Here is a 23,281-nt window from a genome sequence, read left to right as displayed (position 1 = left end):
ATTTTTAGTATTCATTTTTCATTTCTTACATTAAAATGGCACAAGTAGAGTACAAAGATCTTCTGGATGCAGGTGTGCATTTTGGCCACCTTACCCGGAAATGGGATCCCCGTATGGCACCGTATATCTTCATGGAGAAAAACGGTATCCATATTATTGACCTGAACAAGACGCTGGCTTCGATCGACGAAGCAGCGGCTGCGATGAAAGGTATCGTTCGTTCAGGCCGTAAGGTGATGTTTGTTGCAACCAAGAAACAGGCACAGGAAATTGTCACGGAAGAAGCACGCCGGTTGAAAATGCCGTTCGTGACCGACCGTTGGCTGGGTGGAATGCTGACCAACTTTGCTACGATCCGGAAGTCATTGAAGAAGATGCAGGGCATCGAGAAAATGATGAAGGACGAAGCAACCTATAAAAGTCTCGCCAAACGCGAGCGGTTGACGGTATTCCGTGAGAAAGAGAAACTGGAGCGCGTACTGGGCGGTATTGCCGATCTGACCCGTTTACCAGCTGCTTTGTTTATTGTGGATGTAAAGCGCGAGCACATTGCTGTCGCTGAAGCCAAACGCCTGGGTATTCCGGTTTTCGCTATGTGCGATACCAACTCAAACCCCTCCGATGTTGATTTTCCGATCCCGGCAAACGATGACGCCTACAAGTCGATCCGTTTGATTACGCTGGCTATTGGAAAGGCCATTGAAGAAGGACTTCTGGAGCGGAAGCAGGACAAAGATGATCAGCGTTTGCAGGATGAAGAAGAAGTAAAACGCGCTGAGGATGTAAAAACGGCGAAAGCAGAAGGCGAAACCGCGGTGGAAGCGGAAGCTGAAACCAGCCCCATTGTCGCTGAAGACACCGAAGACCAGGAGGATTAAGACTATCTAGGAGCAACGTGGTTGCCAAGCTAATACTTTCGGATAGCCCGTAGCCTCGCTATGGGCTATTCCGTTTCAGGCTGTCAGTATCAAAAACCACAACTGACACCTCCGTAATTCATTAGAACGAATTTGATAACCGACAATTAACACAAACAATGGCTATTACCGCACAAGACGTTAACAGACTCCGGCAGGAAACTGGCGCCGGTATGATGGACTGTAAAAAAGCGCTTACTGAAGCCGATGGCGATTTTGAAAAAGCAAAAGACATCCTGCGGAAGCAAGGTCAGAAAATTGCCAACAAACGGGCTGATAATACAACTTCCGAAGGAATCGTTCTGACGCACGTGAGCCCGGATGGCAAAACCGGTCGTGTGGTTGGATTCGCTTGCGAAACCGAGCCCGTATCAAAAGTAGCTGATTTCCAGAATCTGGCGATGGCACTGCTGGATAACGCCGTGGCTGCCAAACCGGCCACCAAAGACGAATTGCTGGCGTTGCCGCAGGGCGACGGTCGTTCGTTGCAGGAGCACATCACCGACCTGATCGGGAAACTCGGCGAAAAACTGGACGTAACGGCTTACGAAGTAGTTACGGCCGAGCAGGTTGTGGCTTATAACCACTCCAATGGCAAATTGGGCGTGTTGGTTGGTTTGAACAACGCAGGTACGACGGACGTCGCGGAAGTGGGCAAAGACATCGCCATGCAGATTGCCGCCATGAAACCAGTTGCGATCGACAAAGATGGCGTTGATTCAACCATCGTTGAACGCGAAATTGAAATCGGAAAAGATCAGGCGCGGGCTGAAGGAAAACCGGAAGCCATGCTGGAAAAAATTGCGATGGGTAAACTGCAGAAATTCTACAAAGACAATACGCTGTTGAATCAGGAATTCGTGAAAGATTCCTCCGTTACCATTGCGCAATTACTGGAAAAAACCAGCAAAGGCTTAACCATCTCGGCGTTCAAACGCGTAGCGATTGGGTAAGTCGTAGCTTTTCTGTTTTATATTTTAGGAATACAAAAGGCCCGGTCTATTTAGACTGGGCCTTTTGTATGATATATACGGTTTTTTATTTTTATTTGTACATCCAATATAAATACACTAGTATTGAGTAACAAAACGCGTGCTTTTTATCACAAAAAAGTCGAAACACGTGACTTTATCATTTTTAAGCGTCTTATAGAATGATTGCATCGTTGGAAGTAAAGCGGATGTCAGACGAAGAGTTAGTGCGTCTTTATGTCGATAACCAAAGTAACCGCTACTTTGAACTTCTGTATAGTCGTTACAGCGATAAAGTGTACCGAAAATGTTTGATGTTCACCAAGGATCCGGTCAAGGCCGAAGATTTCACGCACGACATTTTTCTGCGGCTGATCATGCGCCTGAGCAGCTTTAAAGAGCAATCCCGGTTTTCGACCTGGCTATTTTCGATTACCTACAATTATTGCACAGACCAGATGCGGACGAACCGGAAAAAAGCCGAAGTGCCGGTCGATGAGGAACTGGATGTGCCCGACGATAGCCACGATGAAGATCTGATGGAAATGGAAGCCCACCGGCTGAAGTCGGCCCTGAGCAACCTGACGATTGAAGAACAAAGCCTGCTGCTGATGAAATACCAGGACGAAATCAGCATCAAAGAAATTGCCGATACGCATAACCTGAGCGAAAGCGCCGTGAAGATGCGACTGAAACGGGCGAAGGAAAAACTAAAGAAACGCTACCTCGAAACGCTGATCTTCCTGGCTCTGCTGCTCGCCAAATTCATTGCCTGGACGAGAGTTGATAAATAAAGCTGATCCTCTATCTGCTCATAATCTGATGGAATCCATTTATAAAGCGTTTAAAGAAATTGAACTTCCGGACGCCTGTCCGCCCAACGTAAAGGAAGAACTTATTTCTGAAATTGATCTGATCCGTAATTCGCTTTCTGTTGTGGAGGTTTACGTCGATGATTTGTTCAGTGTAGCGTCTGCGCTGCTTTCCATTATTAATCTGCCCAGTAGATCATCCCATTCGTAACCCCGTAGACCTTGCCATGAATCGGATTCCCGCTTTCATCGATATTTTGATCAATACATTTACCTCACTTATTAACCAGTTTATCGATTTTGTCCCCCGCATTATTGGAGCGGCATTTATCATTGCGGTTGGATTCGCGGTGGCCAAAGGGCTGGCGGTACTGGTGTCGAAAGTGCTGGAACGCGTCGGTCTGAACCGGATCGGCGATCGGCTGACGGAGATCGATTTCATTAAACGGCTTAAAACCGAGATCAAACTCAGCGACATCGTTGCGAAAATCCTGTATTATTTCGTCCTGCTGGTTTTTCTGATGGCCGCTACCGAAACACTGGGCGTTTCGGCCATCACGGAAATGGTCAAATCGCTGGTGGACTTCATTCCCCGACTGATTGCAGCAGCCATTATGCTGCAAGTCGGTGTGCTGATCGCGGATGCGCTGAAAGGAGCCGTCATCACGCTTTGCCAGTCGTTCAATATCGCTTCCGGGAAATTACTCGGTATGATTGTGTTTTTTTTCTTCCTGATCATTACCCTCATCAGTGCACTCGGCCAGGCCGGCATCAATACGGAATTACTGGAATCGAGCTTTAATCTGCTGATCGGGGGCGTTATCTTTGCCTTTGCCATCGGCTATGGTTTTGCTTCCCGCGATGTCATGGCGAATATCCTGTCTTCCTTCTACAGCAAAAACCGGTTTTACGAAGGCCAAATCATTCGGGTTGGTGAAACCAAAGGCACCATCATCCGAATCGATAACACCTCCGTGACGCTCCAGACCGGCGACACCGTTACGATCATTCCACTTCAAAACCTCCAGTCGCACAACGTCGAGGTATTTGACTAATTTTATCGCATTGTTCCGTTTCAAATCGATGCACTTCATGAAAAAATCGGCGTTTATCCTGTTTTTCATTTGCGGGAGTATTTTGTCAATGGCCCAAAAACCAACCCGGCTCGACTCCATTAAGGTTGTCCCACTCGATACAGTTTACTGGAAACGCACAGCTCAGTTTGGTATTAACCTCAACCAGGGTTCGTTTAGCAGCAACTGGAAAGGCGGTGGGGTTAACTCCGTTGCGCTGGGTGCTTTTTTGAACGCCAAGTCGGACTACATGCAGCGACGTTTTAACTGGACCAGCGAAATACAGTTGCAGTATGGAATGCTGAAAAATCAGGGGCAGGGCGCTCGCAAAAGTGTCGACCGGATTTTTCTGGACACCAAGGTGGGGCATCGCTTAAACCCGGTTTGGCTTGCTTTTGGGAACCTCAACTTTCAGTCGCAGTTTGCAACCGGCTACCGGTATGAGACCCTGACCAGCGGAGGAGAACGATCCGTGTTGATTTCTAACTTTTTCGCACCCGCTTACCTGACCGAGTCGGTAGGTCTGGAATACAAACCGACAACATATTTTAACCTGCAATTTGGCCTGGGGACAATTCGGCAAACGTTCGTAACCGACGACTCGATTTCGATCGGCGAACCGACGCGCTATGGGGTAGAGCCCGGTAAAACCGTACGGAATGAATTTGCTTTCCAGCTCATCGCCAATTTGGACAAGAACATCGCCGAAAATCTGAACCTCAAAGCGCGTTACCAGCTTTTTGCCAACTACGCCACCCTGAACGCTATCGACCACCGGCTCGATGTGTCGTTGACCGCCAAAATCAACAAGTACGTCAATGTCAATTTAACCGGCATTTTGCTTTACGATAAAGATCAGGACAACGCAATTCAGTACAGCCAGGGGCTGGCAATCGGTTTCCTGTATTCATTCTAAGCGAAAATCGCCCGGTTTTGCCCGGTCAGGCAGCTTCCGAAAGGTACAAAGGCGGGATGACGAGTCGATAGCAGGTGCCGTTTCTGTTGCTGACTTCCAGCTGGCCGCCCGTCTGTTCGCTGAGTGACTTGATCAGCCGCTGCCCGAACGAATTATTGGGTCGCTCCCACCGCTGTAGATCGATGCCGGAGCCGTTATCCTGTACTTCAAGCGTCAGTCTAGGACGGACCACGTTCGGGTCTTCGGTATAATCGGCCGACAGCCGAATGCGGAGAAAGGGCCGCGAAACGTTTTCGTAGGCATATTTGAAGGCATTGGTCAGAATTTCATTTAGAATAAGTCCCAGTAAAATCGATAAATCGACATCGAGTTCCTCCTGCTCGATGAGCAATTCCCGATCAAACGAATTTTTATCGTACCCATAGGCAATTAGCAGACCGTTGAAAAGATCCGTGATGTATTCGCGGATGTTGATAGACGACACATTGTCGGTCATATAAAGCCGCTGGTGAATCAGCGCCATCGCTTCGACGCGCTGCTGCCCGGCCCGAACGGCCTGCACGGCGCTTTCGTCTTCGAGCCGTTTCGACTGCAACCGCAGCAGACTGGATACGATGGCCAGATTGTTTTTGACGCGGTGATTTAACTCCCGCAACAGGTTTTTCAACTGCCTGGATTGTTCGGTAATTTTCTCGTTGCTTTCCGATATCACGCGATTACTCTTCGTCAGCCGACCGTTTGTCTTTTGGATGGTGCGGTATTGCCAGAGCAAAATTCCCAAAAGAGCCACCACAATTGTCAGACCTCCACTTAGCCAGGCCAATTGCTGCGCTTTCCGGCTATTTTCTTCGTCGAGCTTCCGGATTTGATTCTCTTTTTCCCGCGCCTGATAACGGCTTTCGGCCATGATCAACTGGCGGTTTTTTTCAGCATTTAGGGTGCTGTCGTGGTATACGGCTTTCCGGCGGGAATACGCCAGCGCCTGATCGTATTTTCCCCGTTTTTCGTAGATACGGGTTAAAATGTCAAAGATTTCTTCTTTGATTTTATGCTGCTCCGGACCGGTTTCAGCCCATTTCAGGGCTAATTTGGCATAATCCTCAGCCTCATCCAGGCGATCGAGGAAGATGAGCGTATTGGGAAGATTTACGTAAACGTACCCTTTCAGGTATTCGTCCTTATTTTTTTCGGCGTACTCAAGGCATTCGCGGTAAATCTTCTCCGACTCTTTATATAACCCGGCATTTTTGAACTCAATGGCCCGATTGAAATAAATCCACATGTAATCTTCCCCGTTGGCTTTGTAAATCTCAACCGCTTTTTTATTGTAATCCAGCGCTTTATCTGAATTATGGCGGGAGTCTTCCAGATTGGCGAGTTCGGAATAGACGTCGGCTTTCAAAACGTCCAGCTTATTTTGCTCGGCCATTTTAAGCGCCAAACCGTAATAATATTCTGCCTGTTTCAAGTCATTGACCAAAAAATAAGTCTGTCCGATTCGACTCATGATGTTAACCCGCTGCTTCACGGCAGGAATGCCCTTGAGGTAATCGAGCGCTTTTTGAAAGTAATTCAGTGCCTGCGCAAAATTACCCTGGTCAATTTCAAGGCGCCCGAACGTGATGTACACCCGGCTAATGTATTTCTCATTTTTTGCATTTTCGGCAATGGAAAGGGCCTCATTCAATGCCTGTTGTGAATCGCCAACCCGGCCTCTGCGCGTCATTTCGTCGGCAAAATCCTGGTATTCAGCAATTCGGATTGTGTCTGGTTTATGAGCCAGCTGTGCCTTCAGGCTGTCAAAAGCGGTGAGTGCGGTCAGTTGGGCGTAGGTAGATTGCCGTACAAGGAAACTTGCCCAGAGAAGAAAAAGCCATTTCATGAATCGCAAAATAACGCCAGGCGCCAAAACCGGTTTGGTTACCAGATCTGAAATTGTTGAATAAACGCGTGCTTGTATTGTCGGCCCAGCGGAACAACATGCTTGCCCACCGTTATCTCACGGTCGGTAAATCCTTCCACTTTTTTGATATGAACCGCAAAAGACCGGTGTACCCGGGTCAGTTGCATTTCACTTAAACGTTCCAGCAATGTGCTGATTGTTAACCGGATCGCGTATTTCCGGTCATTGGTAACGATCGTCGTGTAAGCACCGTCAGCTTCCAGAATCAGGATGTCTTCCAGCAAAATTTTAACAAACTGATAGTTGTGTTTTATAAAAATAAGATTGTCGATGCGCAGGATGGTTTCCCGCGAAGGAGCATCTTTTTCCAGAATACTGTTAATGTCGGCGGGTTCCTCAGGAGGCACCGGATCAGTCTTATGACTAAAATTATGGAGCGCTAATTCCATCGCAATCCGAAGATTGCTGATGATGATCGGCTTGGTTAAATAAGCCGCCGGAAGGGTTTGTTTGGCGCGATCGAGCGTGGCTTTATCAGACAAAGCAGTGGTATAAATAACCGGAACAGGACGGATTGCCTGAATCTGCCCAATCGTTTCGATACCGTCCCAGTCGCCTTTCAACTGAATATCGCACACCACCAGATCAACGCGCTGGGTTTTGAATAATTCCAATGCTTTGCGCCCACTACCGGCAATACCGACGACATAATAGCCTTCGTCTTCGAGGGTATCGGACAAATCCATGGCGAGAACAGCCTCGTCTTCAATGACTAAAATGTGGATTTGATCCCTTTCCATACCATTACTAACAGATTGGTAAATTACCAGTTAATAACTAATATAAAAAGGTATACATATTCTTTTTATTCCCTTACCAAAAACCGTCGTTCGAATACCAAGATCGGTCGTTAGTAACCATTTCATAATATCTTTTTTGTAAATGAGGCATATTTATACAATTATTCAATAAGTGCCTGTATTTGTATCCCTTACCCAGAAATTGAGTGTATGTTAATTCCTACTTCCACATCAACGGGGTCAACAGCCTCTGATTCAGCACTGCAACTGTATTTCCGGGGTTCCCGGCAGCACGTATTTCAAACTTCGGACTTAGTCTGTTTGCAGGGAGACGGTAACTATACCTGGTTACATTGGCGCAATCGCCCGTCCATTATCATGCCCAAAACACTGAAGCAACTGGCCATCAAACTGCCCGCCGACGACTTCATCCGGGTACACCGTAACAGCATCGTAAACTGCCAGTATGTCGACCGATTGGAACGCTTAAAAACCGGTCTGGGCGCCATTCATTTGACCAACGGAACCGTAGTGCCGGTCTCCCGACGTCGCTGGGAGGAAATTTCAGAGTTATTAAGTAATGCATGAAACGTGAATAAACGGACATTAGGCCTTTTCTTATCCGAAGGTTAATGCGCAGGATGTAACTATTTCTCTGTCAGAATCGTATCCCATGTTAACTCGTAAGAAACCTATCTGTAACGAATCCATTGACCTGCAAAGTATATTTTACCTTCATTGTGAAAGATCGCAGACGTGGGTTATTAGTTTTGATAACGATTCCCTTCAGTGCGTCCCCGTTACGGAGTCGCTGAATACCTGGGAAAAACAATTGCCTCATTTCTGGCGCATCAACGAAAGCTATCTGATCAATCCAGCCATCATCTACCGGTTTTATCCGGCCGAAATACCCCACTTTCCACTGCCGCTGGTCGAACTGATTTCCGGTCGTGTACTGGCCGTTAGTCGTCAGAAAACGAAGACGATTCTCCAGAAATGGAATCGCGTACAAAAATCATTGATTTCCTAACCAAGCCATTTATAGCATAAAAAAGGCGCGATACCGTTGGGTATCGCGCCTTTTTTATGGTGTGTTTCCAGTGTCTTACTTGATGGCAAACGAACCTTCGCCGATCCGGAAGCCTTCCGAGTAAAACTCAATCGTGTATTTACCCGCTTTGTAGGGAACCGTACCCCGGTTATAGGTTAGTTCAACGTTCTGGTTGTTGTTCGTAAACGGAACGGTTTGCTTCACGGTATAGATCTGCTCCTGCCCATTAACCTGGAACGTACCTGAGCCATTGGCCATGTCGGAAACAACAGCACCCGACGGGTCAAGCACCCGGACAAATACTTCTTTTTCTTCCTGCTTCGTTAGCGGGTTTTCGGGCAGCATGTAAACCACTTTCAGTTTATCAACCCGTTTTGCTTTTACTTCATCTTCCGTAGCATCACGTTGTTTGCCTTTCGCGTTCAGCGCAAATACACGAACATTCTGAGCTTTCAGCGCGGCTGCCCGAGTTACTTTGTCCGACAAATCTTTATTGACGGTTGAAATAGTGGAAACCGAATCCTGCAGAGATTGCTTTTCGGTTTGCAGCGTCGTGTTAGCGTCTGTCAGCGACTGGTTGTTCGTAACCAACACCTGATTTTCGTTTTTCAACTGTGCAATCAGGGTATCTTTTTCGACCAGATAAGCTTCGTATTGCTTGATTTTAGCTTCATACTTCGCGATTGAAATGCGTTGCCCTTTCCGGAGACTTGCTTTGTCACGCTCCAGGTCTGCTTTCACACGCTCTAAATCAGTGATATCACCACCCAGTTTTTTTACTTCAGCAATTTTAGCGTCCAGAGCCGTTGAGATCGAATCCAATCGGGTTCGGGTAGTTGCTAACTCCTCTACGCGGGTGGCAATCGTTGCTTCCTGATTTTTACCCACTTCTTTCTGTTCGTATAACAGATAACTGGACACACCGGCCAGAATGGTCATAATAACTAAGGCTGCGACGAGCGCTCCGTTTGCTTTTGGCTTATTGTTTTCCATAACTACTTTGTGCGGTTTGAAATGAATTAGACAGAATTAACTAGAAATAAACAAGTAAATTATTGTCATTCAATCATGTTAGGGTTAAAAAAAGACAAATTAAACCGAATATATTGTAACCATAACGGGAGGTTCTATGAGGTTAGTGTATCGGAAAATAATTTTTACAAAAACCCGACTTTTAGAATTCTGCCACCTGGGTTGCCGCCTGCTCCATTATTTATAACCAGTTTTGGGCAAAAAATGTTATATAAAATACTAAAATACCTGTAAAAAGTCCCTAATTCCCAACTTATGCCCGAATTACCCGAAGTCGAAATTTACCGCCGTTATCTCGAAGCTTCCTCCCTGGAGCAACCCATCGACGCCATCGAAGTAGAGGATCCGAAACTACTGACAACCGATTTTACTACACTCCACGAAACCCTCGTCGGTCGCTGGTTTACCGGTACGCAACGGATTGGCAAAAACCTCTTCGTGCTGACCGACGGGCCGGGCGAATCAATCAAACCGGTTATTCTCCACATGCATTTTGGCATGACGGGCGATCTGGACTATTACCATTCATCACTCGATCGGCCCAGGTATGCCCGCATCGTTTTTCACTTCCGAAACGGCTTCAATTTGGGTTTCATCTGCCCGCGAAAATTCGAGCGAATTGGCTTAATCGATAACATAGATACTTATTTAAAACGAAAAAAGATTGGCAAAGACGGGCTGGAGATTAGTTTTTCTGAGCTAACGGGCCAACTCCGGCGTAAAAAAGCCCAAATAAAACCGGTTTTGATGGACCAGAGCACCGTGGCCGGTTTGGGCAACTGGATTGTCGATGAAGTACTTTTTCAGGCTCAAATTCATCCCGAAAACCGCACCGAACAACTGACCGACGCAGCGATTCGCCGAATTCACGAAGCCATCCAACTGGTGTTGACCACCGCCATCCGCCACGAAGCCGCCTACCGTGATTTTCCACCCGGTTTCCTGATCCATGTCCGGGAGTGGGACAATTCGCCATACGACGACGTGGAAGCGCACAAATTCTGCCCCCGCTGCGGAACCCGGATCGAGAAAATCGAGGTCGGCGGCCGAACAACGTATTTCTGCCCGAACGATCAACGTATCCACGGACCGGCAGGCACTCCCGTTTAGTCCTTGTTTTTTGGTAACGTCTCCGTATTTCATTAAAAAACACGGACTAAAGTCCGTGGGTACGTCAGAAAAATTGCTTTTCTTGCGGTTTCCTAATCCTGAACCACCTTGGCTACCGTACTACCTGAATTTCGTGCCGGTCGACTGATGTCGATGGACGCGTACCGCGGCTTTGTTATGTTTTTAATGGCCGCCGAAATCCTTCACTACGGCCGAATCTCGGAAGCGCTGCCCGAAAGCGCATTCTGGCGCTTTATGGACCATCATCAGAGCCACGTCGAATGGTTTGGCTGTACGCTCCACGATTTGATTCAACCGTCGTTTTCGTTTCTGGTTGGCGTTGCACTCCCCTATTCCATTGCCAGCCAACAGGCCAAAGAAAAATCGTTTAGCCAGTTGTTCGCCAAAACACTCCGGCGCTCGCTGATCCTGATTCTACTTGGTATTTTCCTGCGGTCGGTGGGCCGTGAACAAATCAATTTCACCTTTGAAGACACGCTGACGCAAATCGGGCTCGGATATCCCTTTCTGTTTTTACTGGGCTTTCGCCCCACCCGAACGGTTTGGATCGCGCTGGGAGCCATTCTGGTCGGCTACTGGCTCGCCTTTGTGCTCTATCCGCTCCCCGGCCCCGGTTTTTCGTACGAAGCGGTGGGCGTTCCGGCCGACTGGCCGTATCACAAAACCGGTATTGCGGCTCATTTCAATAAAAACAGCAACCTGGCCTGGGCGTTCGACACCTGGTTTCTGAATCTGTTTCCACGCGCCAAAACGTTCCTTTTCAACGGTGGAGGCTATGCAACCCTGAGTTTTATTCCAACGTTGGGAACGATGGTGCTGGGCCTGCAGGCCGGGCGCTGGTTGCGGGCGGGTTTGCCATATACCGAACTCCTGAAGCGGTTTTTGATTGCTGGGGCAATCGGGCTGGCTGCGGGCTGGCTGTTAACGATCACCGGCATCAGTCCGTCGATCAAGCGAATCTGGACACCCGGCTGGGTATTGTTCAGCGGTGGCTGGTGTTTTTTCCTGTTATCGTTCTTCTACTATATAATAGATGTGCGGCAATGGCGCGGCTGGGCGTTTCCGTTCGTAGTCATCGGAATGAATTCCATTGCTATTTACTGCCTGGTTCACCTGATCGACCATTTCATCATCAACTTCCTCAAGACGATTTTGGGGCAACACGTGTTCGAACAATTCGGGCCGTATGAACCCCTCGCCAGCGGAGGGGCTGCCCTGCTGATTTTCTGGCTGATTCTATACTGGATGTATAAGAAGAAAATTTTTATTCGGGTATAAGATCGGTTTATGGTAGTCGGTTTTCCGTTTTCGGTGGCTAGCGCAAGAAGACTAACGCGTCAGCTACCGAAAACCGTAAACTAATTATCCTTCGGCTCGTAAATATCGCCGACTACTTTTTCGATAAACGCTTTGGGGATTACCCGCGGGAGAAAAGCGCCCACCTGGTTGATAAAACCGGGAATGATTTCCGAATCACCCCGAAATACCCCCTTTACGGCAATTTTAGCGACGGCTTCCGGACTCATGTTGACCTTCGCTGCGGTTTTCCTGATCGACTCCCCCATGCGGGCGCGATTCACAAAGTCGGTATCGGTGCTTCCCGGGCTCAGGCAACTGACGGACAGATTGGAATTTCGGAGTTCGTGGCGCAGTCCGCGCGTGAAAGAAACCACAAACGCTTTCGAAGCTGCGTAAATCGACACATACGGAACAGTCTGGTAAGCCGTGGTACTGCCCACGTTCAGTAAATACGCCTTCGACTGCTGTTTCAGAATCGGAATAAACGCGTACGAAATTTCGACCAGTGCCTTGATATTGACATTAATCAATTCCAGCTGTTCGGCAATCGGAATCTGCTCGAACGAACCGTTCAGACCAAAACCGGCGTTGTTGACCACCACCGTCAAGTCCTTCCGAAACTGTTCATACCACGATTGAATCGTCTGCGCTACCTCCGGTTGCGACAAATCGAGCGTCAGCGTGTACGTAAAAATACCGTATTGTTCCTCCAGACGGCGGGCCGTCCGAAGGAGTTCGTATTCGTCGATGTCGATCAGAAACAGATCGTATTTGCGTTGGGCCAGCTCACCGGCAATAGCGCGTCCGATGCCTTTGGCAGCACCCGTTATCAAAGCAGAAGGCATAATTTTTCAGGTTGTATGGAGGAGAACTTAGCCCAGCAAACGACTCCAACTCAGGTTTCTCAGAGCAAACCGGTCGCTGTGTTCGGCCTGAGCCGCATCCCGTTTTTGTTTCAAACCGGCCAATTTATGGTAAAAAGGCGTTGGACTATCCGCATTTTTCGGCTGATAAGCGCCCGTAATAAACGGAATGTACATCACCCGGCGACGGCTCTGCGCCCCAACGACGGGCGATTGCTGAACCCGGTGCCACAATCGCCCGTCGTGAATCGTTAAATCACCCGCTTCGATGTTAAAGCCAACCTCGGCCGGGTCGGGTTCGTTATCGATGAAGTATTTCTTCTTGAAGAACAGGCCAATCAGGCCCTGCGTATGAGTGCCCGCCAGAACGCGCAAACCGCCATTTTCGATCGGGCAATCGTCCAGATGCAAACCAACGTTCAGCATCGGCTGAATGCGCGAACCCATAAACAGATCGCGCGGGCTGTCGGTATGCCAGCCCAGTTGCTTGAACTGACTAAAGGGCGAGTTGACGTAATGATTGACTACCAAACCGTCTTTTTCGTTTTCGCCAATCCGGCCTTCGTAAGGGCCGAGTAGTTCCAGTAAAACCGGAAAGCGCGGATCTTTCAAAAATTCGCTCAGCACTTTGCTGTACTGTGACGTGAAGGCCAGCCGCTGAATCAAGGTGCGACCGGTTTCGTCGAATCCGAATTTCAGCGGAATGCCGTTTACTTTTTTGACGTCAGTAGTTAGAAATTCCTTTTGCACGTTCTGAATTTCCCGCAGAAACAGCGCGACAGTCTCTTTTTCGACAAACTGTTTAAATTGAATAATCCCGTGTTTTTGGAAGAATACGCGTTGTTCGTCGGTCAGGTTGTTTTCGAAATGAAATGGGGCAAACGATTTCATAAGCCAATAGCGTTACTGGTTGTTAAACTCGTATCAGGAAGTGAAAATTGTGGGGTATACAATACCGGGCGTGCCGACCCTCCCGGCCGAAACGTCATAAGTCCCTGAAAAAGGAATGGGAAGAATAGAAGGTATGCCTTAGCGGCAACAACAGCAGCAACAAAGAGGAGCAATCAGACGGAGATCGAACAGAATCATAGTCGATGGAATTAATATCTATCCGTTGGATAAACTGATTTTGTGGATACAAAGGAAAACCGTTTCTTCGGCAATGTCAATAGTATACTTAAACTATTTATTCTATTAATTAAATAGTTTAAAATAACATACTGATTAGGAGATACTTATATGGTGATAGAAAGTATAGAATATAAAACCTGCTTATCTGTTTGATAAAAAATACCCCTGACCTTTGTTGATCAGGGGTATAACGGGTTTAGGAAAAATCAAACTTGGCTTACCGCACCGTAGCTTTCACAACCGGGCTGTAATTGTATTTGGCAACGGCGGTTGTACGAACCCCGACCCGGAAATAATACTCCCCCTTCGGCAAATGCGTCTCGGACCATTTGAACGTAAACGTCCGGGGAGCGCCCACAATGCTGGCATCGGTTACGCTGCTCGCAATATCCTGCCGCCAGAGATTGATAAAATACCCCGACGCATTGGAGCTAATACTTTCATCGACTTTCGAATAATTGTTGATCATGAAAATGATCTGGGATATTTTGGTCGTCGTATTGGCCGCCGGTTTTGTTATCGTATACGTAAATGTACTATCGGTTACATTAGCCGTAACCCGATAGAACGGCGTCACCTTGAAATTTACTTCCTTGCGATCACCGTTGCCAAGGTCGACCATCACCGAATCGGCGGGTTGGTACAGAAAAGCGCCGTCGCGCGGGAGGGCTTTGTACGTACCCGCAAAAAACTGCGTGGCCGAAAATTCGCCGTTGGCTTTCAGTTCAATATCGGTGGTGCCGGGATTTGGATACTTCACCTTGTCCCACTGAATAAACCGCACCGTGCCACCACCGGGCTGCCGGAGTTCGAGCGGCTGACCGTTTTCGGCATCCGTAATTTTTCCGTAAACGCCCGCATCCGGGGCCACAAAATTATCCCAGTTCTTGCAGCCACTGAGGGCACCAATCAGCAGAATGGGAAGGAGAAATGCTAATTTGATCGATTTCATACGTATACGGTTTTTAGTAACCTGGGTTTCCGTTTCCTAATAATGAGCCCGCTTTGCTACGTTCAGACGAAGGGATTTGGAAGTAGTAGTCTTTGAGCTGGTAGGTTTTGCCACCGCCGTTTGGTGTTCTTTCAAAGACGTAATCTTTGGCGTTCGCGTCGTAATAGATGTAAAGTCCGCTCGGAATCCAGCCGCTGAATTCGGTGGTAAGGGTGCGCCATCTTCTCAAATCCCAGAAGGTGCGGTTTTCGAAAGCCAGTTCTACATTGCGTTCGTTCCGGATTTTGCTACGGTCGATGGTTGTCAGTTTGGCAATGCCCGCGCGGGTACGCAATTGATTGACGGCATCGAGGGCTTCGGCGGCCGGTTTTCCCAGTTCAAACGAAGCCTCCGCAAAATTGAGCAGCACTTCGCCCAGGCGCATGTCCAGCCAGTCGGTTTCCGAACTCCAGTCCACGCATAAATTGGCGGGCCGGGCCGGATCAAGCCACTTTTTCAGCCAGAACACGCTCGCGCCGTTGTTGGAGTTCCCGGTCGCGCGCACCGAATTGGCGGTCGGATTGGCTACAATCTGTTTCTTATCGATGTCGAAATACTGATTGAGCGCCGTGCCGTTGTATTTTACCCCATTGTAAATCACCCCCCGCTGGCCGGTAATCTCGACACCTTTGAATGAACTGCCCGTCGAAATGACCGAACCGAAAAACCGGGGATCTTTATTTTTGAAAACATCCTGCGGATTGGCGTAATGGACGTAGGCTCCGGGCGTCCCGATGTTCAGCGTTCCGGGTGTCCCATCCATGTACTCAAACCGCTCAACCATATCCAGCGTTGGCGTCAGGCGGTTGGCGTAACCGATCGGCGAGCGAATGGCTTCCGGCAACGCCATCAGATCCTGCGAGTGCGTCCGGCGGGTCGATTCATAATCCCAGCCTTTGCAGAAAATAGCTTCTGAATTACCCTGTAATTCAAAAAACAGCATCTGAAAATTCAGCGCTTTATCAGTCGGGTATTTATTGAAAAGGCTGTATTTCCCGCCGTCAATAATCGCCTTTGACGCATCGTAAGCCGCTTGCAGATAAGGTGTTGCCTTCGACGGATCGATGCCCACCAAACCGTCCAGCTGAACCGTTCCGAATTTGGCGATGGAACCGGCATGCAGCATCGAACGCGAAAGCAGCGCCAGCGCCACGTACTTGTTGGCGCGTCCATACACACTGGAAACCGGTAGGTTAGCCACGGCAAAATCCAGATCGGATTTCACCAGATCCCAGACTTCAGCTTCTTTGCTGCGCGGCAGGTTCAGGGATTGCGTATTGCTGTCGTCGACCTGTTGGGGTTCCAGCAAAATCGGCACTCCACCCCAGTATTTGACCAGTTCCTGGTAATAATACGCCCGTACAAACCGGGCTTCGGCGACGTACGCGTTTTTGGTGGCTTCGGGGAGGGCTACCGTCGCAATTTCCTTGATAAACGTGTTCACGTTCCGAACCGCCCGGTAGAGTTTCCCCCAGTTTTCGTCGTTGTTGGCGGCATTGGTCGAGTTGGTGGTTTCCCAGGTCCAGTTGGCGGTGTACCCATCGCCGTTGGCCGGAAATTCGCCAAACCGCCCGTTGCAGAAGCTGAAATCCTCAATGGGCAAGTCCTTGTATAAAGTAGCGAAGTAGGCTTCCACGGCCTCCGGACTGTTGTACACCTGTTCGGCGGTCAACAGGTCAACCGGTTTTTTATCCAGAAAACTATCGTTGCAGGCCGACAAACCGACCGTCAACAGCAAGGCAAGGTATGTTTTGATATTCTTCATTTTGGATTTCAAAAAGAAAGTTGGAGACCCAGGTTTACGTTCATGGTCAGCGGATAGTTGTAACTGTACAGCCGGTCATCCGTGTATTCCGGGTCCACGAAGTCGAGTCCTTTCGAAAAAGTAAACAGGTTGTAACCGTTTCCGAAGACGCGTAATCCTTTGATGTGGGCTTTGCTCAACAGCGTTTTCGGCAGACTGTAACCGACTTCCAGGCTTTTCACACGCAGGTACGTGGCATCGAACCGCCAGAATTCGTTGCTTTTGTAGTTCTGCCGCTGGCCGGTCGACGGATATTTCCCCGGAATCCACTCACTGGTGGCATCCACGATATCGGAGCGGTGCCAGCGGTCATTGAAGGCGCTGATCGGGTTGGCCGTAGCAAAATAGAACGGTCGCGACAATTGATCCTGATAGGCTACCTGATACATGGTGGCGCCCTGCAACAGCATCGAAATGTCGAAGCCTTTCCACGAAACGGTAATGTTTGTACCGAAATAAATGGCCGGTTTGCTCTGTCCGCGCCCGATGACGGTTTCGTCGAGGTTGTTGATGATCCCGTCGCCGTTCAGGTCCACGTACCGAATGTCACCGGGCAGGATCGTGCGGTTTCCGGCGCCGTCCATAATGGGCCAGTTCCGGATTTCCTCGAGGCTCGTAAATTGTCCATCGGTTTTGTAACCCCACACCACGTCGTTGAACCGTCCGGCGTTGCGGTTTCGCCAGAAATCATAGTCGCTGTTGGCGGGCGTTTCTTCACGGTAACGGTATTGTGTCCGGGCGTAACTCATGTTGGCCGAAATCGAGTAATTAATATCCCGGAACTTGTTACGGTGGCCCAGAACAAGCTCAAAGCCCTGCGTACGATCCTGATTCAGATTGACTTGCGGCAGGTTGACGCCGTACGTCGCCGGAATGGTCGAGATGCGGTCGCCTAATAAACCGTCGCGATCCCGGCGGAACACATCGGCTTCGAACGTCAGCAAATTGTTCCAGAGTGAGCCTTCCAGACCAAAATTGGTGGTCGTCGAGGTATACCAGGTAATGTTCGGGTTCGCCGAGTTTTTGAAACCCAGCCCGCCTACGAAGGTCGTTCCAAACTGATAACCGCTGCTCGGATATGTATAACCGGTCAGGAACTGGAACGACGCGCCCGCAATGCCATCGTCGCCCAGCACACCGTACGACCCGCGCAGTTTCAGATTGGAAACGAAGGGCAGGTTGTTGCGAACAAAGACCTCTTCGGAAAGCCGCCAGCCCGCCGAGAAATACGGGAAAAAGCCCCAGCGGCTGTTTTTCGGAAAACTCGATGAGCCGTCGTAGCGAAAACCGGCTTCGATCAGGTACTTTCCGGCGTAATCGTAATTCACTTTGCCGACGTAACTCATGTTGGCGCTCGAACTGTACCCGGATCCAATGGCATCGGTTTTGCGGCTCCCGGCTGCGAGCTGATCAACGGCGTCGATGATAAACTGCGTGGAAGCGTTGTTGCTGTTGTTCACCCGGTCGATCTGCTCGTACAGGCCCAGAGCACCGATATTGTGTTTTCCGAAGCTGTTCTGGTAATTGAACGACAACTGGAGATCGTTGCGTTTTCCCTGCCCAAACGCTTCGCTGATGCGTGAGGGAGCTAAATGCAAATACGGTTTTTGGTAATACGTCTGCGTGGCCGCGTCGAACAGGTATTCGTACTGGTTGTATTTTTTGGTGAATTGCTTCCGGAAATTGTAATTCACATCGTACGCATACTGCGCCTTAACGCTCAGCCCCTTCACGAACGGAACCACGTATCCCAACTGAAAAGTGGAGGTCAGGAATTTTTCGTCGTTCCGGTTATAGCCGCTGTAGGCTTCCGAAAAATCGGCAACGGGATGGCTCAGCGCACTGAGCGGTTGCCGCAGGTAAGCCGGGTCGTTGTTGGAATAGAGCGGTTCGGTGGGGTCCCACTGCCAAGTGTTTTTCAGCAAAGACCACATGGCCTGGCTCGGCTCCCGGCTGATCGAGTTGATCAACGCGATGTTCGCGCCCATCGTCAGCCCTTTGGTCAGTTCAGCGTCGACATTGAGCCGGAGGTTGTATTTTTTCCCCATCAAAATATCGGAATTGAACAAACCGCCCTCGCCAAAAAAACCGGCGGAGGCAAAATACCGCAGCTTTTCCGTCCCGCCGTTGATGGTCAGGTTGTGCTGCTGCTGCGACGCCCGATCGCGCAAAACCGCCTTCAAAAAATCGGTGCTTGTGGCCTTGCCGCTCTCAAAATCGGCCAGTTGTGCGGCCGAATACTTGGGTGGTGTTAGCTCAGCGCGGTTGCTGATGTTGTTGTTGACCTGCTGTTCGTTGTACAGGGTAGCGTATTGAAAAGCGTTTGACAAAGCCGGGTAGCGGGTGATAATCTGCTGCCCCACGTGCGTCGTGTAATTGACCTGCACCTTGCCCTGGCTGCCTTTCTTGGTCGTTACCAGCACCACGCCGTTGGCCGCTTTGACGCCATAAATGGCTGCCGTCGCATCTTTCAGGATCGAAACGCTTTCGATTTCGTTCGGGTCCAGCCGATCAAAACCGGCCTTGTCCCGTTGCACGCCATCCACGATGATCAGCGGTCCGCCGGTCTGGTTGCCATTGATGTCGTTCGGATCGGTGTAACTAAATCCGCGAATATCGATTTGGGAGTCGTATTTACCGGGCTGGCTCGACAACTGCACCACCCGAACGCCCGGCGCCCGGCCAGTCAGCGTGTTGGTTACGTCGTTGTTGGAGTTGATCACCAGCTCTTTACTGGCAACGGTCGCAATGGCACCGGTGACGTTTACTTTTCGCTGCGTGCCGTAACCGACCACTACGACTTCGCCCAGCGCCTGCGCGTCTTCCTTCAGCGTCACGTCAAGCGAACTGCGGTTTTCGACACTCACTTCGTAGGAAAGGTAGCCGACAAACGAATAGACCAGTGTGGTGGGTCCGTTCGGGATGCTGAGCGAATAAACCCCTTTTTCGTTGGTGGTTGTTCCGCGCGTGGTGCCTTTGATGACGATGTTCACGCCCGGCAAAACCGCCCCTTTTTCGTCGGAAACTTTCCCCGTAACCGTGCGGTCCTGCAATTTGCCTGCCGTTGCACCGGTTTGCGAATAAGCCGGTTTGATCACCGAAACCGGTGGCAGATTGGCCCGGTGGGCCAGCAGTTCCTGCGCCTGAGCGGGCAGCGTTGCCGACAAGCCGCTGAGCAGGAACACCCGCGCAAGGTGCCCGAAAGGCCCGCACACGGTTTTTAAGTCAGATAAATTTTTTTGCATAAACCCTGATTTTGTTGGATTAAACATGGGGCGAAGAACGCCGTCAGGGCTTAAAAAAATCTTAATAATTGCTTAATTAAGAGGGCTTCTATCTGCGTTTTATCAATTTTATTATGGTTTTTTTCTAATTTACTTCAGCGGGTTGAGCACTTCGCTGGCTTTGACAGAAGGGGAATATTGGATAACTTAGGGGCATTGGGAACGCCATTCGTCCCGAAAAAATAAGCCGTACAATGAAAGGCGACGCTCAAATAGTCAACCAATACCGACTGGCGGGCGGGACAACCCGAATAATGGAGGGCTTTAACCGATCACGATCCAGCTTTTTACGACGTTCCTTCTTTTTTACGGTAATCGCCCTGCTGTCGGCGACGGTTTCGCTTCGGGCTCAGTCCTACGGGTTGCGGTTTGTGGGTCAGGAAGAAATGCAGGACAACCGGACGTCGCTGGATCTGGCACCCGAAAAACCACTGTGCCTCGACGGCAATCTTGAACTGTCATTTGATCTATCGCTGACGGGCGGCTACAAAACGTATTTCGGCTACATTTTCCGGATGATTCAGGACGATGCGCAGAACCTCGATCTGCTTTACGACCAGAAATCACTGAATTTTAAAATGATTATTGGCGAGCGGTTTTCGCAATCCGTGATTAAAATCGACTCGGCGCATTTATACCACCACTGGAATCACTTTAAACTTCAACTGGATTTGAAAAGCCAGGCGATGCGCGTTTATGTGAACGACAGGCTGGTGATCACGGATAAAATCCATTTTAAAGAGCGGAGTTGTTTTAAATTGTTTTTCGGTGGAAATGAATTTAATCGATTCAAATCGAAAGACGTGCCGCCGATGAATCTGAAAGATATAATCCTGTCTGAAAATGACGAACCGGTTTACCACTGGCCGTTGAACGAAGTCGGGGGAATAACCGCTAAAGATGATATTTCCGGCCGAATTGCTACCGTTAAAAATCCGGTCTGGATCAAATCGCTGCACAACGAATGGAAATTAACGGACCAATTATCGCTGAAAGGCCGGACGAGCGTCGCCTTTGATCCAAAGTCCGAAACCGTGTACGTGATTGGCTCGAATGCGTTGTATCAATACGCCGTTCGCAACCGACAAGGCTCGGTGCAATTGCACAAAAACCCACCCCAGAGCTTCTTTCTGGGCAGCCAAGCCATTTACAATCCGTATACTGCCCGCCTGTACGACTATTTTGTAGACCAGAAAGCGGTTTCAGTGTATGACCCGGTTTCGCGCAGCTGGACCGCCGAAACCATTACGCCCAGTCCTATCAAGGTAACGGAATACTGGCACGCCAATCAGTTTATTTCCAGCACTGATTCTGCATTGTATATTCTGGGTGGCTACGGCCAGTTAACATATAAAAACCGCATTCATCGGTATCGGTTTGCGACCAGGCAATGGGAAACCGTTCCGACAATTGATAACGTATACACACCTCGTTACCTTGCCGCTTTGGGTGTCAATCCTTCTGCTGATACGGCTTATCTGATCGGCGGTTATGGCAGTCTGACGGGCGAACAAATGCTCAATCCCAAGAGTAATTACGATCTTCTGGAATACCGGGTGAAGGACAATACATTCCGGAAAATCTACGAATTAAACGTTCCAAAATCGGATTTTGCGTTTGCTAATTCCCTCGTGATCGATCCGAAAGCGAAGGTTTTTTATGGACTTATTTTCCCTAATCAGCAGTTTAAATCGCAACTCCAATTGATTCGCGGCTCGTTGTCAGAACCAAGGTATGAGTTGGTGGGCCATTCCATTCCGTACCAATTCCACGATATTCACTCGTATTCGGACCTGTATTATTGCCCGATTAGCCAGAAGCTGATTGCGGTGGTGCTCTATCGCAATGAACCGAACAACACGACGGACGTAAAGCTGTATTCGATTTCGTTTCCGCCGAATACGCTGGAGACGCATTCGGTTCCGGATCAGCAATCGTCGGTTAACTACGGCTTACTGGGATTGGCGTTTTTGGGTGTAGGCGTGCTCGTATTTCTGTATTACCGTAAAAATAAAAACCGCCGGGGTGGAAGCCGAAAGAAGGCCGAAATGGCCGTCGGACTTCCCGAAGAAAAACCGCTGCCAACGCCGGAAAATCGCCCGGCAGCCCGCGCTTTGCAAACCGAGCCAACGCCGAAAGCGAGCATTTTCTTTTTCGGTAATTTTCAGGTGCTCGACCACGACGGCTGCGACATCACCAAGTCGTTTACGCCCCTGCTGAAAGAGCTTTTTCTGCTGCTGGCGCTCAACAGCATCGACAAGCAGCGCGGGGTTCCGTCCGAAAAACTCAACGAAATTCTGTGGCCCGACAAGTCCGGGCGCGACGCGGGCAATAACCGCTCGGTCAATATCGCCAAACTGCGCACTATTCTGGATAAAGTCGGTTTTTGTTCACTCTCCAAAGAGTCGGGTTACTGGAAAGTGGAGTTCGATTTCAGTCAGCTTTACGTCGATTACGAGCGCTACATGGCGATTATCAACCACAAATCTGCCCTGACGAAACAAACCATTTTCGAGCTGGGCGAAATCACCAAGCGAGGTTCTTTTTTACTGAATACCGAATACTACTGGCTGGACGATTTCAAAGCCGACAGTTCCAACAAAATCATTAATACGTTCCTGCAATACGCGGAAAAACTGAACATTAGTGACGATCCGGAATTTCTGATCGAACTCACCAACTTCATTTTTTATTACGATCCCGTCAACGAAGACGCCATTATTCTAAAGTGTAAGGCGCTGTCGCTCATGGGCAAACACACACTGGCCAAGAACACGTTCGAGAAATTTACCCGCGACTACAAAGCCATTTACGGCGAAGAATACGAGCAGCCTTTCTCGGCCATTATCGACTAGGACAGTTCAACGGTTTTGGGGCTTTTTTTTGTATTCCGGGTAAAACACCCGAATCTCCCTAAGCCCAAAATTTCTTACTATCTTTTGCTGAAATCTGCCGATTTTCCAGCCCGTTAAGTATTTATTAAGATTTTCTTAAGATGGCTACACGTAATTTGTACCCGATAAATCCAGAAAAATATCGGATTTTTCAAAACGATTCCAACCCCTTTTTTCATGCCTATTCCTGGGCTGATCAAGTCGTTGAACCGGAACGTATTTCTGTCTCGACAAGATCGAGTATCTGTTCAACCCGCTTATGGCCAAGGGCGTAATTGTACGTTCTGGCAAAAAACAACGCAACGACGGAGATCGAAATCTGGATTTGCGCCAACCTGAACAAGATCATCTGGCGGGGCGTCAATTACTGGGAAAGCGAGGACCGACGGCTGTTTTTTGTCTCAACAAT

19 protein-coding genes are annotated in these 23,281 nt (G+C 49.1%); 11 read left to right on the top strand and 8 right to left on the bottom strand.

Features of this window, described 5'->3' with window-relative positions:
• The first annotated feature begins 35 nt into the window (after positions 1–35).
• The 6 genes from rpsB to EHT25_RS09795 all read left to right on the top strand — a co-directional run bounded on the left by rpsB (position 36) and on the right by EHT25_RS09795 (position 4,689).
• Positions 36–878: a 30S ribosomal protein S2 gene (gene rpsB / locus EHT25_RS09820; protein WP_124873935.1), complete on the top strand. Its 843-nt coding sequence runs from the start codon at positions 36–38 to the stop codon at positions 876–878.
• A 158-nt stretch (positions 879–1,036) separates the two neighbouring features.
• The gene (gene tsf / locus EHT25_RS09815; RefSeq protein WP_124873933.1) at positions 1,037–1,870 is read left to right on the top strand and encodes a translation elongation factor Ts; all 834 of its coding nucleotides are present in this window, start codon (positions 1,037–1,039) and stop codon (positions 1,868–1,870) included.
• 200 nt (positions 1,871–2,070) lie between these two features.
• The gene (locus EHT25_RS09810) at positions 2,071–2,682 is read left to right on the top strand and encodes an RNA polymerase sigma factor (RefSeq protein WP_124873931.1); all 612 of its coding nucleotides are present in this window, start codon (positions 2,071–2,073) and stop codon (positions 2,680–2,682) included.
• A gap of 28 nt (positions 2,683–2,710) precedes the next feature.
• Complete coding sequence (locus tag EHT25_RS09805; protein ID WP_124873929.1) at positions 2,711–2,911, top strand: hypothetical protein; 201 nt, start codon at positions 2,711–2,713, stop codon at positions 2,909–2,911.
• A 16-nt stretch (positions 2,912–2,927) separates the two neighbouring features.
• Positions 2,928–3,755, top strand: a complete 828-nt coding sequence (locus EHT25_RS09800) for a mechanosensitive ion channel family protein (protein ID WP_124873927.1) — start codon at positions 2,928–2,930, stop codon at positions 3,753–3,755.
• Between the two features lie 37 nt (positions 3,756–3,792).
• Positions 3,793–4,689 (top strand): DUF3078 domain-containing protein, encoded by an 897-nt coding sequence (locus tag EHT25_RS09795; protein ID WP_124873925.1) that lies wholly within the window; start codon positions 3,793–3,795, stop codon positions 4,687–4,689.
• 25 nt (positions 4,690–4,714) lie between these two features.
• On the opposite strand, the gene EHT25_RS09790 is transcribed toward EHT25_RS09795, so the two are convergent.
• Positions 4,715–6,571: a tetratricopeptide repeat-containing sensor histidine kinase gene (locus tag EHT25_RS09790; protein WP_124873923.1), complete on the bottom strand. Its 1,857-nt coding sequence runs from the start codon at positions 6,569–6,571 to the stop codon at positions 4,715–4,717.
• Positions 6,572–6,609: 38 nt separating this feature from the next.
• Positions 6,610–7,392: a LytR/AlgR family response regulator transcription factor gene (locus EHT25_RS09785; RefSeq protein WP_124873921.1), complete on the bottom strand. Its 783-nt coding sequence runs from the start codon at positions 7,390–7,392 to the stop codon at positions 6,610–6,612.
• A gap of 210 nt (positions 7,393–7,602) precedes the next feature.
• Between EHT25_RS09785 and EHT25_RS09780 the strand changes: the two genes are divergently transcribed.
• Together EHT25_RS09780 and EHT25_RS09775 are read left to right on the top strand one after the other, a co-directional pair.
• Positions 7,603–7,980, top strand: a complete 378-nt coding sequence (locus EHT25_RS09780) for a LytR/AlgR family response regulator transcription factor (RefSeq protein WP_124873919.1) — start codon at positions 7,603–7,605, stop codon at positions 7,978–7,980.
• Positions 7,981–8,065: 85 nt separating this feature from the next.
• Positions 8,066–8,422, top strand: coding sequence for a LytTR family transcriptional regulator DNA-binding domain-containing protein (locus EHT25_RS09775; protein WP_124873917.1), 357 nt, complete (start codon positions 8,066–8,068; stop codon positions 8,420–8,422).
• 75 nt (positions 8,423–8,497) lie between these two features.
• Here EHT25_RS09775 and EHT25_RS09770 read toward each other — a convergent pair whose 3' ends face one another.
• Complete coding sequence (locus EHT25_RS09770) at positions 8,498–9,436, bottom strand: DUF8428 domain-containing protein (protein WP_124873915.1); 939 nt, start codon at positions 9,434–9,436, stop codon at positions 8,498–8,500.
• 294 nt (positions 9,437–9,730) lie between these two features.
• Here EHT25_RS09770 and EHT25_RS09765 point away from each other — a divergent pair, with 294 nt between their 5' ends.
• The gene (locus EHT25_RS09765) at positions 9,731–10,585 is read left to right on the top strand and encodes an Fpg/Nei family DNA glycosylase (protein ID WP_124873913.1); all 855 of its coding nucleotides are present in this window, start codon (positions 9,731–9,733) and stop codon (positions 10,583–10,585) included.
• A 108-nt stretch (positions 10,586–10,693) separates the two neighbouring features.
• Entirely contained in the window at positions 10,694–11,884 is a 1,191-nt protein-coding gene (locus EHT25_RS09760) for an acyltransferase family protein (RefSeq protein WP_374756156.1), read from the top strand.
• 80 nt (positions 11,885–11,964) lie between these two features.
• Here EHT25_RS09760 and EHT25_RS09755 read toward each other — a convergent pair whose 3' ends face one another.
• The 5 genes from EHT25_RS09755 to EHT25_RS09735 form a co-directional block, all read right to left on the bottom strand.
• On the bottom strand, positions 11,965–12,750 hold the full coding sequence (locus tag EHT25_RS09755; protein WP_124873911.1) for an SDR family NAD(P)-dependent oxidoreductase: 786 nt from the start codon (positions 12,748–12,750) through the stop codon (positions 11,965–11,967).
• A 27-nt stretch (positions 12,751–12,777) separates the two neighbouring features.
• Complete coding sequence (locus tag EHT25_RS09750; RefSeq protein WP_124873909.1) at positions 12,778–13,659, bottom strand: phytanoyl-CoA dioxygenase family protein; 882 nt, start codon at positions 13,657–13,659, stop codon at positions 12,778–12,780.
• Between the two features lie 457 nt (positions 13,660–14,116).
• Positions 14,117–14,851, bottom strand: coding sequence for a DUF3823 domain-containing protein (locus tag EHT25_RS09745; protein ID WP_124873907.1), 735 nt, complete (start codon positions 14,849–14,851; stop codon positions 14,117–14,119).
• A gap of 13 nt (positions 14,852–14,864) precedes the next feature.
• Positions 14,865–16,655: a RagB/SusD family nutrient uptake outer membrane protein gene (locus tag EHT25_RS09740; protein ID WP_124873905.1), complete on the bottom strand. Its 1,791-nt coding sequence runs from the start codon at positions 16,653–16,655 to the stop codon at positions 14,865–14,867.
• 8 nt (positions 16,656–16,663) lie between these two features.
• Positions 16,664–19,939 carry a SusC/RagA family TonB-linked outer membrane protein gene (locus EHT25_RS09735; RefSeq protein ID WP_185731325.1) on the bottom strand — a complete coding sequence of 1,092 codons (3,276 nt, stop codon included), beginning with the start codon at positions 19,937–19,939 and terminating at the stop codon, positions 16,664–16,666.
• A 233-nt stretch (positions 19,940–20,172) separates the two neighbouring features.
• Between EHT25_RS09735 and EHT25_RS09730 the strand changes: the two genes are divergently transcribed.
• Positions 20,173–22,833 carry a Kelch repeat-containing protein gene (locus tag EHT25_RS09730; RefSeq protein WP_124873901.1) on the top strand — a complete coding sequence of 887 codons (2,661 nt, stop codon included), beginning with the start codon at positions 20,173–20,175 and terminating at the stop codon, positions 22,831–22,833.
• Positions 22,834–23,281 lie beyond the last annotated feature (448 nt).

It is taken from the genome of Larkinella rosea (assembly GCF_003858635.1).
Lineage (GTDB): Bacteria > Bacteroidota > Bacteroidia > Cytophagales > Spirosomataceae > Larkinella > Larkinella rosea.
This window is presented reverse-complemented; position numbering and strand designations above follow the sequence as displayed.